Raw genomic sequence first — 11,261 nt, forward strand, 5'->3', positions numbered from 1 at the left:
TCGTTCCCGAATGACGCGGTCTCCGAGGTGAACCGGTCACCCGTGAGCTGCATTCCGTCACCCGAGTCACCCGCGAACCGGATAATCACCCGGTCGAGCCGGCGAACCTCCTTCGCACCGGCTCCCTCACCGATGGCTGGCTTGCGCTGTCCACCGACGAGAGTCTCCTCGGTGCCGTCGGCCTCATCGGCATGCTCGGCTGGGCTACTGACATGGCTGCTCACTGAACTGGACCTCCCTTGAGGCGGCTGCTCGGGTCGACCGTCCCACTGGTCGTCCCAGGGGCCACCCTACGTGGGTAAGGGTGCCCTTCCCTGGACCGCTCATATCGTGGACGTCCCTTTGAGACACTTTGTTGCCCCTATTTGTCACAATTTATCCACCCCCGTGGACTTTCTGGTACGAGGCTCCCCGCTCATTCTTTGGGTCTAGGACCATCGGTCGGATCAGTAATGATCAGAGTTGGTCAATTACGAGTTGAGGTAGGTCAACACGGCAAGCACTCGCCGGTGGTCCCCGTCGCTGGGTGAGAGGCCCAGCTTGAGGAAGATGTTGCTCACATGCTTCTCGACGGCACCGTCGCTCACAACGAGCTGCCGGGCGATCGCCGAGTTGGTCCGCCCCTCGGCCATCAGACCGAGGACCTCCCCCTCGCGGGGGGTGAGTCTGGCCAGAACGTCCTGCTTGCGGCTGCGGCCCAGCAACTGGGCGACCACCTCGGGGTCCAGCGCCGTACCGCCCCGGGCGACCCGTACGACGGCGTCCACGAACTCCCGCACATCCGCCACCCGGTCCTTCAGGAGGTAGCCGACGCCCCGGCTGCTGCCCGCCAGCAGCTCCGTGGCGTACTGCTCCTCCACGTACTGCGACAGCACCAGCACCCCGATGCGGGGGTGGTCCTTGCGCAGCCGCACCGCGGCCCGTACACCCTCGTCCGTGTGGGTCGGAGGCATCCGTACATCGGCCACCACCACATCGGGCAGCGCGTCCTGAGCCGCCAGCTCGGCGATTGTCTTGATCAGCGCTTCTCCGTCGCCGACGCCGGCCACCACATCGTGCCCGCGGTCGGTGAGCAACCGGGTCAGGCCCTCTCGAAGCAGCACTGAATCCTCGGCGATGACCACCCGCACTCGGTCCTCCACTGACTGACGCCCCCCTGTAGATCCCATTCCCGCCTGTACACACCAGCATCCCAGTATCGGGACCGGAGTGCGGAAGCGCGGGAGGCGACAGCGCCGGGAGCGAGGTGTTGTGGGGCTCGCACGGGTCGGCCCGTGGCCGGGTCGGCCGATCGCTCGGCCGACCCGGCCACGGGCCGCGCGGGCCGGGGGCCCGGGTCAGCCGCGCCAGGGCAGCTCCGCCGTGACCGTGGTCGGGCCGCCCGCCGGCGAGTCGACGGCGAGGATTCCGTCGACGGCGCCCAGCCGCTCCGCCAGCCCCGCCAGACCGCTGCCCGCGGTGAGGTCGGCGCCGCCCTGGCCGTCATCGGTGACCTGGACCATCAGCCGCCCGTCGGAGTGCCAGACGTCCACCGAGGCCCGGCGGGCCCGTGCGTGCTTGCTGATGTTCTGGAGCAGCTCGGAGACGGTGAAGTACGCGATGCCCTCGATGGCCGGGGCCGGGCGGTCCGTGAGATCCACCTCGACGGTCACCGGAACCGTGCAACGGGACGCCACCGCCGAGAGGGCGGCGCTCAGCCCCCGGTCGGTGAGGATGGCCGGGTGGATGCCCCGGGCGAGGTCCCGCAGCTCACGGAGGGCGAGTTTGACCTCGCCGTGGGCCTCGTCGACCATCGTGGCCGCCGCCTCCGGGTCCTCCAGGAGCTTCTCCTTCGCGAGCCCGAGATCCATGGCGAGGGCGACGAGCCGGGCCTGGGCGCCGTCGTGGAGGTCGCGCTCGATGCGGCGGAGGTCGGCGGCGGCGGTGTCGACCACCACGCCCCGGTCCGACTCCAGCTCCACCACGCGGTTCGCGAGCCGGGAGGGGCCGAGGAGCCCGCTGATCATCAGCCGGTCGACATGGGCGGAGCCCCGGATCAGCCCGGCGGCGACCAGCACGGTCCCGAGGCCCAGTACCGAGGTGCCGGCGATCTCGAAGGGCGTGTCCAGGAAGAACGCGTTGCCCTTGCCGTCACCGAAGAGCTGGATGCCCGGCTGGTCGGTGTAGGCGGGCAGGGTCCACTGCCAGAGGGGGTACGCCAGCAGTGTCCAGCCCACGGCCCAGGTGGTGACGGTCATCACGAACGCGACCACGGCCCAGGGGAGGTGCAGCAGCGCGTAGAGCAGATGACGCCAGGACGTACCGCTCTTGAGGACCGCGCCGACCCATGGCATCAGCCCGCCCGCCCGGGGGGAGACCGGCTCGGGGCTGTCCACGTCGAGCCGCAGCAGCACGCGCGCCCGGCTCCGCTCCAGGGCCCCGAAGCCCCGGCAGGTCGCGAGACCGGCGGCCAGTACCGGAATGCCCAGGAAGGTGACGAGCAGCCCCGCGCTCAGCGCGACGGTGACCATCGCGAAAGTGAAGAGGATCACACTGATCGGCAGGCTCAGCACCAGATAGCCGAACTCCCGCCAGGTGCGTGCCTCGAACGGCGCTCGCAGAACGGGAGGGATCAGGCGGACGCGGTCATCGTTCCGGTCCTGCCGCGCCGGGTGGTGATCCGTGGCCATCGGTGTCGTCCGTTCTGCGAGGCGGGCTGTCATGACACCCAGAGTGCGCCGCCGGCGGGGGGCGGCACCATGCGGCCGGTTCCCGTCTCGGGGCGGGGGTTTTCCCCACCATGGAGGGCGACCGGCGCTGTCCCGGCCGCCCCTGGGCGCCCGTCAGCGGGGCCGGCGCGGGGTCGGTCCCGTCGCGGGGGCCTGTCGCGGGGTCTCGTCGCGGGGTCTCGTCGTGGGGTCCGAGCGCTCAGCCCGGGTTCGGCGCGGGGCCCCTGCTCGGAGTCCCGGCTCGCGGCTCAGCCCAGGGTTCGGCGCGCGGTCCCGGCTCGGGGCTCGCCCGGGGCGCGCTCGCGCCAGGGCACCTCCACCGTCACCCTGGTGCCCCCGCCCGCCGGGGAGTCCAGGACGAACAGCCCGTCCACCGCCCCCAGCCGCTCCGCGAGCCCGGACATCCCGGTGCCCGCGTCCAGCCGTGCCCCGCCCACCCCGTTGTCACCGACCTGGATCAGCAGCCGGTCCGCGGTGCGCCACACCTCCACCGACGCGCTCGTGGCCCGCGCGTGCTTGCTGATGTTCTGGAGCAGCTCGGAGACGGTGAAGTACGCGATGCCCTCGATGGCCGGGGCCGGCCGTTCCGTGAGCTCCACGGTGACCTTCACCGGGGCCGTGCAGCGCGCCCCGATGGAGGAGAGGGCGGCGCTCAGCCCCCGGTCGGTGAGGATGGCCGGGTGGATGCCCCGGGCGAGGTCCCGCAGCTCCTGAAGGGCGAGTTTGACCTCGCCGTGGGCCTCGTCGACCATCAGGGCCGCCGCCTCCGGGTCCTCCAGGAGCTTCTCCTTCGCCAGACCCAGCCCCATGGCCAGGGCGACCAGCCGGGCCTGGGCGCCGTCGTGGAGATCGCGCTCGATGCGGCGGAGATCGGCGGCGGCGGTGTCGACCACCACACCCCGGTCCGACTCCAGCTCGGCGACGCGCCGCTCCAGCTCGTCCGACGGCGAGAGCAGCCCGCGCACCATCGCCCGGTCGGCGTTGGCCAGGGCGCGCGCGATGAAGGGGAGCACCGGCCAGAGCACGAAGAAGCCCACCGCCACCGTGGCGAAGGTCAGCACCCCCCAGGGCAGCCGGATGAAGCAGTAGAGCAGCGACCGCCAGCCCACCGGGTCCTTCAGCCCCTGCCACAGCGGGGCGAGCATCCCGGACCGCTGCCTCCGCGCGCTCCGGAGCGGGCTCGGCTCATCGATCCGTACGCCCAGCAGCGCGCGGGCGCGGGCCCGTTCCGACCGGCCGAGCAGCCGCGCGCCGGCCAGCCCGGCCACGAGCAGCGGCAGTCCGATCACCGTCACCGACAGCCCCGCCCCGAGGGCGATTGTGAACGCCGCGTAAATAAAACCGATCAACGCGGCGGGCAGATTGGCCAGGAGGTGGGCGACCTCCTTCCAGGTGGGCCCGGACAGGGCGAAGCCGACGGGCGGCGGCCGGTCGCCGCCGGACGCTCCGGGCGCGGGGGTGTCGGAGACGGTCTTGGTCACGGTCATGGATGCCAGCCTGCACGGCCGTGACGCCCCGAGCCATGGGGTACCTCGGCGGGTGGAAGTGGGGATATCCCCACCCTATGCGTGACGCGACTGCTTACCGCCGCTTTAGCAGGGCCTAGACTCCCGTGGGTACAGAACACAGATCACCGGGCAGATCGCCGACCGCGTCCGCAGGATCGCGGCTCGCGGTAGGGCTTGATCTGCGAAATCGAGGTCAGGGAGCGAGGGGCGGACGTGCCGGAACCGACCGTGGCCGTGCTCGCGGCGGACGACTACTACGCCAGTTACTCCGTCGTCGGGCTGCTGGCGCTGATCGGCGTCCTGTTCGTGGCGGTGGCTTTCGGGGCGGGGCGGCTGCTGCGGCCCGTGGTCCCCACGCCGGAGAAACTGCTCACCTACGAGTGCGGAGTGGACCCGGTCGGCGAGGGCTGGGCGCACACCCAGGTCCGCTACTACGTCTATGCGTTTCTGTATGTGATCTTCGCGGTCGACTCGATCTTCCTCTTCCCGTGGGCCACGGTCTTCGCCGCGCCCGGATACGGCGGGACGACCCTGGTGGAGATGTTCATCTTCCTCGGCTTCCTGGCCGTGGGACTGCTCTACGCATGGAAGAAGGGCGTCCTCACATGGACGTGACCCCGACCCCGCCCCAGGGCCCCGCCGCCCCCGCTCCGGTGCTGCTGCCCGAGCCCAAGGTGGGCATCCTCTCCCGGCTGGCCCCCGAACCGATGAAGGTGGTCCTCAACTGGGGGCGCCGCTACAGCCTGTGGGTCTTCAACTTCGGGCTCGCCTGCTGCGCCATCGAGTTCATCGCCGCTTCCATGGCCCGCCACGACTTCATCCGGCTCGGTGTCATCCCCTTCGCGCCGGGCCCGCGCCAGGCCGACCTGATGATCGTCTCGGGCACGGTGACGGACAAGATGGCACCGGCGGTGAAACGTCTCTACGAGCAGATGCCGGAGCCGAAGTACGTCATCTCCTTCGGCGCCTGCTCCAACTGCGGCGGCCCCTACTGGGACTCCTACTCCGTCACCAAGGGCGTCGACCAGATCATCCCCGTCGACGTCTACGTACCCGGCTGCCCGCCGCGCCCCGAGGCACTCCTCCAGGGAATCCTGAAGCTCCAGGAGAAGATCGCCCGCGAGTCGCTCGGTGAGCGGTACGGGGCGGGCCGCGCGTCGGTGTCCGAGCTGCGCAGCGGCCTGGTGGCCGCACCCGAGCCCACGGCTCCCGGGGGCGACAAGTGAGCGCGTACGACCGTCTTCCCGACGCAGTCACCGAGATCTTCGGCCCGGACACGACCGCCGAACTGGCCTACGACCTCCTCACGGTCGATGTGCCGGCCGACCGGTGGATCTCCGCGCTGGAGACCGCGCGCGACGAGCTGGCCTGCACCTACTTCGACTGGCTGAGCGCGGTCGACGAACCCGGCACCGGCTTCCGGGTCTGCGCCCATGTCGCCTCCCTGGGGGGCGGCCGGGTCCGCCGGCTGCTGCTGCGCACGACCGTGCCGCACGAGGCTCCCGTACTCCCCACGGCCGTGGGGGTCTACGCGGGCGCGGGCTGGCACGAGCGGGAGACGCACGAGATGTTCGGCGTCGGATTCACCGGCCATCCGCACCTGGTGCCGCTGCTGCTCCCGGAGAACTTCGAGGGGCACCCGCTGCGCAAGGACTTCGTCCTCGCGGCGCGGGTGGCGAAGGCGTGGCCCGGCGCGAAGGAGCCGGGTGAGTCCGAGCACGGCGGGCCCAAGCGGCGCCAGATGCTCCCGCCCGGCGTCCCCGACCCCAACGAGTGGGGCCCGCTCAAGGGCCAGCTCCCTCCGGCCCCGGCCCGTCCGGCCCGCACCCCGCGAGCGGCGGGAGCGGCAGCCGCCGAGCGCCCGGCCCGCCGCGCCCGCACGGCCTCCGACGGCTCGGCCTCCCAGCCGGCCACCCCGGGAGCGGCGGGAGCGGCGGGAGCGGCGGGAGCGGCCACCCCGGAGCGCCCGCCGCGCCGCGCCCGCACGGCGTCGGAGGGCCCCGCGAGCCGCCCCCCGGCCCCGACCCCGGACGCCCCCTGGCACCACCCCCACCCGACCACCCCCGCTCCGGACGAGAAGAGCACCACCACCCCGCCCGGCCCGGCCTCTGCCCCGGGCAAGGCCGTCCCCACCTCCCCGCCCTCCACCCCGGACAGGGAGAGCAGCACCGCTCCAGCCCGTCCGGCCCCCGCTCCGGACGAGAAGAGCACCACCACCCCGCCCGGCCCGGCCCCCGCCCCGGACGAGGAGGGCGGCACCACTCCAGCCCGTCCGGCGATGGAGGACACCCCTGCGCCCTCGGCGCCCGAGCCGGCCCCCGAAAGCCCGTCCCGCCCGGCGCCCGAGCCGGACCAGGCCCCCGAAAACTCAGCCCGTCCGGCGATTGAGGACGGCCCCGAGCCCCCGGCACCCGAGCCGGACCGGAAGCCCGAGCCCCCCACCGCCAACCCCCACCCCACCCCCTCCCCGGGAGGCGACCCCGCGTGAACGACGCTCTCGACGTCGCCCTCCGGCTCCTCATCGTCTTCGCGGTCTTCCTCGTCCTCCCCCTCGTCGTCGGGCAGGCCGAGCACAAGATCATGGCCCATATGCAGGGCCGCCTCGGCCCCATGTACGCGGGTGGTTTCCACGGCTGGGCCCAGCTGGTCGCCGACGGTGTGAAGTTCGCGCAGAAGGAGGACGTGGTCCCGGCCAACGCCGACCGCCGCATCTTCCAGCTCGCCCCCGCCGTCGCCCTCCTCCCCTATCTCCTGGTGCTCCTCGCCATCCCGATCGGCCCGACCGAGGGCGCGGTCGGCCAGGTCATCGACGCGGGCATCTTCTTCGTCCTCGCCGTCATGGGCGTCGGTGTGCTCGGTTCGCTCATGGCGGGCTGGGCGTCCGCGAACAAGTTCTCCCTCCTCGGCGGCCTGCGGACCGCCGCCCAGCTGCTGGCGTACGAGCTGCCGATGCTGCTGGCCGCCGCCTCCGTCGCCATGGCGGCGGGCACGGTCTCCCTCCCCGGCATCCTGAACGCCTGGGAGTGGTGGTGGCTGCCCTGGCAGATCGTGGGCGCCCTCGTCTTCTTCGTCGCGGGCCTCGCCGAACTCCAGCGCCCTCCCTTCGACATGCCGGTCGCCGACTCCGAGATCATCTTCGGCGCCTACACCGAGTACACCGGTCTGCGGTTCGCCCTCTTCCTGCTCGCCGAGTACGCGGGCATCGTGATCATCTGCGGCCTGACCACCGTCCTCTTCCTGGGCGGCTGGCACGGCCCGATGGGCGCCGACGGCCTCGGCTGGGTCTGGACCCTCCTGAAGACGGCCGTGCTCGCCTTCATCGTCATCTGGCTGCGGGTGAGCTATCCGCGCATGCGTGAGGACCAGTTGCAGAAGCTCGCCTGGACCACCCTCGTCCCCCTCGCTCTCGCCCAGATCGCCCTCACCGGCGTCGTGAAGGTGGTGATCTAGAAACCATGCCTCCCATCCCCGGCTCCGGCCTCGCCAAGGGCCTGGCCGTCACCCTCCGCACGATGACGAAGAAGACCGTCACCGCGCAGTACCCGGACGTCCAGCCGGAGCTGCCGCCCCGTACGCGTGGTGTGATCGGACTGTTCGAGGAGAACTGCACGGTCTGCATGCTCTGTGCCCGTGAGTGCCCCGACTGGTGCATCTACATCGACTCCCACAAGGAGACGGTCCCGGCGGTGACTCCCGGGGGCCGCGAGCGCAGCCGCAATGTCCTCGACCGGTTCGCCATCGACTTCTCGCTCTGCATGTACTGCGGTATCTGCATCGAGGTCTGTCCTTTCGACGCGCTGTTCTGGTCCCCGGAGTTCGAGTACGCCGAGACCGACATCCGCGAACTCACCCATGAGCGGGACAAGCTCCGCGAGTGGATGTGGACGGTGCCCGCACCGCCCGCACTCGACCCGGGTGCCGAGGAGCCGAAGGAGATCGCGGCGGCCCGCAAGACCGCCGAGAAGCTCGCCGCCGCCCAGGCACCCCCGGCCGAGGAGCCCGCCGCCCAGGCGCCTCCCGCCCAGGAGCCCGGCTCGGGCCCGGCCACCCCGCCCCCCGGTACCGGAGGCACCGCATGATCCTCGCTGCCGGGACTCCGGGCTTCCTCTCGCCGACCGGTGTCGAGATCGCCTTCCTCCTCGTCGGCATCGCCACCCTCGGCGCCGCCGTCATGACCGTCACCACCAAGCAACTGGTGCACGCCGCCCTCTGGCTGGTGGTGGCGCTCGGCGGCCTCGCCGTCGAGTACCTGCTGCTCACGGCGGAGTTCATCGCCTGGGTGCAGGTCCTGATCTATCTCGGTTCCGTGGTCGTCCTCCTGCTCTTCGGGCTGATGCTCACCAAGGCGCCCATAGGCCGCTCCCCGGACGCCGACTCCGGCAACCGCTGGGTCGCCCTCGCCGTGGCGGGCTCGGCCGCCGCCGCCCTGGTCTGGGTGGTGGTGGACGCCTTCCGCACCACCTGGATCGATCTCGACGGGCCGGTCCAGGGCTCCACCGAGGTCACCGGCTCCATCCTCTTCCGGCACTGGGTGCTGCCCTTCGAGGCCCTCTCCGTGCTGCTGCTCGCCGCCCTCGTCGGCGCCATCGTGCTCTCCCGCAAGCACGCCGAAACCGCCAAGGGCTCCGAGACGGACCCCGAGGGGAAGAGCTGATGCACCTCGCCTATCCCGCCGTCCTCAGCGTCCTTCTCTTCTGTACGGGCGTCTACGGCGTCCTCGCCCGGCGCAACGCGATCCTGGTCCTGATGTCCGTCGAGCTGATGCTCAACGCCGTCAACCTCAACCTCGTCGCCTTCGACGTCTGGCTGCGCGACGCCCTCCACTCCGGTCAGGCGCTCACCCTCTTCACCATCGCCATCGCCGCCGCGGAGATCGGCATCGGTCTGTCGATCGTCCTGATGGTCTACCGCAACCGCGGCAGCTCGGACGTCGACCGGCTCCGCGACACCGCCGAGGGCCCCGACGACAGCTCCGACGACCCTGACGGGACCGCTCCGGCGCAGCGGACGCAGAAGGCAGAGGCCACCGCGTGACCACCACCACCCTCGCCGTCCTCGTCCCCCTCCTTCCGTTCCTGGGCGCGGCGGCCGGACTCCTCCTCGGCCGGAAGGCCCCCGGGTTCGTCCGGCCCCTGGCGATCCTCCCGGTCCTCGCCTCCGCGGTCCTCGCGGTCGTCGTCGCCGTCCGCCAGGGCGGCGGAGCGGCCATCGACGCGGCCACCCGGCTCACCCCGACGGGCTCGGTCCCCATCGACCTCGCCCTGCGCCTCGACGGCTTCGCCGTCCTCGTCGCCGTCCTCGTCGGGGTCGTCGCCACCTGTGTGCAGATCTACTCCACGGCCTATCTGCGCGACGACCCCCGCTACCCCTCCTACGCCGCCCTGGTCTCCCTCTTCACCGCCGCGATGCTGCTCGTCGTCTACTCCGGCGATCTGATGGTGCTCCTGGTCGGCTGGGAGATCATGGGCATCTGCTCGTACTTCCTCGTCGGCCACTACTGGGAGACGCCCGAGGCGCGCGCCGCCTCCCTGAAGGCGTTCCTGGTCACCAAGCTCGGCGATGTCCCCTTCCTGATCGGTCTCTTCGCACTCGCCACCGACGCCGGGACGTTCCGGATCACCGGAATCCTCGACGCGGTGGAGACGGGAGGGATCGACCACCCCACCCTGGTGGCGCTGCTCCTGCTGGCGGGCGTGGCGGGCAAGTCGGCGCAGTTCCCGCTGCACACCTGGCTGCCCGACGCGATGGCGGGCCCCACCCCGGTCTCCGCCCTGATCCACGCCGCGACCATGGTCGCGGCCGGCATCTACTTCGTGGCCCGGCTCCTCCCCGTCTTCGCCGCCTCCGCCGCGGCGCTGACCGTCCTCGCCGTGATGGCCGCGATCACCATGGTCGGCTCGGGGATCGCCGCCCTCGCCCAGGACGACATCAAGCGCGTCCTCGCCTACTCGACCATCGGCCAGCTCGGCTACATGGCCGCCGCCCTCGCCGTCGCGGACCGCGGTGCCGCCGTCTTCCACCTCCTGTCCCACGGCGCCTTCAAGGCGCTGCTCTTCCTCGCCGCCGGTGTGGTCATCCACGCCGCCGGCACCAACTCCCTCGCCGCCATGTCCCGCATGACCGGCCTGGCCCAGCGCATCCCCGACGCGTACTGGACGATGACCATCGCCCTGCTCGCGCTCGCCGCCATTCCCCCCTTCGCCGGCTTCTTCTCCAAGGAAGCCGTGCTGGTCGCCGCCGAGCACACCGCGCTCGGCGACCTCGGCCCCGCCCCCGCCGCCGCCGGCTGGACCGTGCTGACCGCCGGCCTGCTGGCCGCGCTGCTCACCGCCGCCTACGCGGCCCGGCTGTGGCTGCTCGCCTTCCGCGGCCGGGGTGAGGAAGCCCCCGACCACGGGCGCGAGCCGCGCGCCATGACCTCCGTGCTGTGGCTGCTCGCCGTGCCCTCCCTCGGTTTCGGCGCCACCTTCGGCTATGTCGAGGGCTGGTTCGACGGCAACCGCCTCGCTCCCACGGTCGTCACCGCGGTCCTCGGCACCGGCGCGGCCCTGATCGGCGCCCTCGTCACCTACGGCGCCTGGCGGACCCTGCGCCACCGCGACGGCACCCTCCCGGACCGGATTCCCGAGGGCGCCGTCGTCGCCCACCCGGACGCCGGCCCCGCCGCCGTCGAGGCCGAAGCGGTCACCACCCACACCGCCGCCTACGGCAGCATCACCACCGCCCCCGACCCCGCCGACCCCGGACGCCTGCTCCTGGGCCCGCTGCACCGCCACGCCGCGTCCGGGTTCCACCTCGACGCCGTCTACCACCAGCTCTTCGTCCGCCCCGTCCTGGCCGCCGCCGAACTGGTCCGCTTCCTCGACCGCGAGGTCGTCGACACCTATGTGCGCGGCGCGGGCACCGGCGGCAACTGGCTCGGCATCCTCGTCCGGCGCGCCCAGACGGGCAATGTGCAGACCTATCTCAGCGCGCTGCTCGCGGGCACCGTCGTCCTGGCGGTCGCCGCCGTCGTCCTGTCCAACGCCAACGCGGGATCGTGAAC

General features: G+C 72.0%; 11 protein-coding genes and 1 pseudogene. 8 read left to right on the forward strand and 4 right to left on the reverse strand.

Going from position 1 to position 11,261, the window contains the following annotated elements; genetic code table 11:
* The 4 genes and pseudogenes from ACWCRA_RS32145 to ACWCRA_RS32160 all read right to left on the reverse strand — a co-directional run.
* Positions 1-224 (reverse strand): annotated as a pseudogene (locus ACWCRA_RS32145) (2-oxoacid:acceptor oxidoreductase subunit alpha); the annotation flags it as partial.
* 246 nt (positions 225-470) lie between these two features.
* Positions 471-1,169 (reverse strand): response regulator transcription factor, encoded by a 699-nt coding sequence (locus ACWCRA_RS32150; protein WP_351554678.1) that lies wholly within the window; start codon positions 1,167-1,169, stop codon positions 471-473.
* Positions 1,170-1,337: 168 nt separating this feature from the next.
* On the reverse strand, positions 1,338-2,669 hold the full coding sequence (locus ACWCRA_RS32155) for a sensor histidine kinase (RefSeq protein ID WP_351554681.1): 1,332 nt from the start codon (positions 2,667-2,669) through the stop codon (positions 1,338-1,340).
* Between the two features lie 287 nt (positions 2,670-2,956).
* Entirely contained in the window at positions 2,957-4,195 is a 1,239-nt protein-coding gene (locus ACWCRA_RS32160; protein WP_351554684.1) for a sensor histidine kinase, read from the reverse strand.
* A 234-nt stretch (positions 4,196-4,429) separates the two neighbouring features.
* Between ACWCRA_RS32160 and ACWCRA_RS32165 the strand changes: the two genes are divergently transcribed.
* Genes ACWCRA_RS32165 through ACWCRA_RS32200 form a run of 8 tightly spaced genes read left to right on the forward strand, consistent with a single transcriptional unit; the run spans position 4,430 to position 11,259 of the window.
* Positions 4,430-4,831, forward strand: a complete 402-nt coding sequence (locus ACWCRA_RS32165; RefSeq protein WP_351554687.1) for an NADH-quinone oxidoreductase subunit A — start codon at positions 4,430-4,432, stop codon at positions 4,829-4,831.
* Positions 4,822-5,442, forward strand: coding sequence for an NADH-quinone oxidoreductase subunit B (locus ACWCRA_RS32170; RefSeq protein WP_451069230.1), 621 nt, complete (start codon positions 4,822-4,824; stop codon positions 5,440-5,442). The genes ACWCRA_RS32165 and ACWCRA_RS32170 overlap by 10 nt, the downstream gene beginning before the upstream one ends.
* Positions 5,439-6,704 carry an NADH-quinone oxidoreductase subunit C gene (locus tag ACWCRA_RS32175; protein ID WP_451069231.1) on the forward strand — a complete coding sequence of 422 codons (1,266 nt, stop codon included), beginning with the start codon at positions 5,439-5,441 and terminating at the stop codon, positions 6,702-6,704. The genes ACWCRA_RS32170 and ACWCRA_RS32175 overlap by 4 nt, the downstream gene beginning before the upstream one ends.
* On the forward strand, positions 6,701-7,666 hold the full coding sequence (locus ACWCRA_RS32180) for a complex I subunit 1/NuoH family protein (protein WP_351554696.1): 966 nt from the start codon (positions 6,701-6,703) through the stop codon (positions 7,664-7,666). The genes ACWCRA_RS32175 and ACWCRA_RS32180 overlap by 4 nt, the downstream gene beginning before the upstream one ends.
* Positions 7,667-7,671: 5 nt before the next feature.
* Complete coding sequence (locus ACWCRA_RS32185) at positions 7,672-8,295, forward strand: NuoI/complex I 23 kDa subunit family protein (RefSeq protein WP_451069232.1); 624 nt, start codon at positions 7,672-7,674, stop codon at positions 8,293-8,295.
* Positions 8,292-8,870, forward strand: coding sequence for an NADH-quinone oxidoreductase subunit J family protein (locus tag ACWCRA_RS32190; RefSeq protein WP_351554702.1), 579 nt, complete (start codon positions 8,292-8,294; stop codon positions 8,868-8,870). The genes ACWCRA_RS32185 and ACWCRA_RS32190 overlap by 4 nt, the downstream gene beginning before the upstream one ends.
* A complete protein-coding gene (gene nuoK, locus ACWCRA_RS32195) occupies positions 8,870-9,250 on the forward strand; it encodes an NADH-quinone oxidoreductase subunit NuoK (protein WP_351554706.1) in 381 nt (126 codons plus the stop codon). The genes ACWCRA_RS32190 and nuoK overlap by 1 nt, the downstream gene beginning before the upstream one ends.
* Positions 9,247-11,259 (forward strand): NADH-quinone oxidoreductase subunit 5 family protein, encoded by a 2,013-nt coding sequence (locus ACWCRA_RS32200; RefSeq protein ID WP_351554709.1) that lies wholly within the window; start codon positions 9,247-9,249, stop codon positions 11,257-11,259. The genes nuoK and ACWCRA_RS32200 overlap by 4 nt, the downstream gene beginning before the upstream one ends.
* Positions 11,260-11,261: the final 2 nt, after the last annotated feature.

Source organism: Streptomyces sp. NPDC001889 (genome assembly GCF_053594535.1).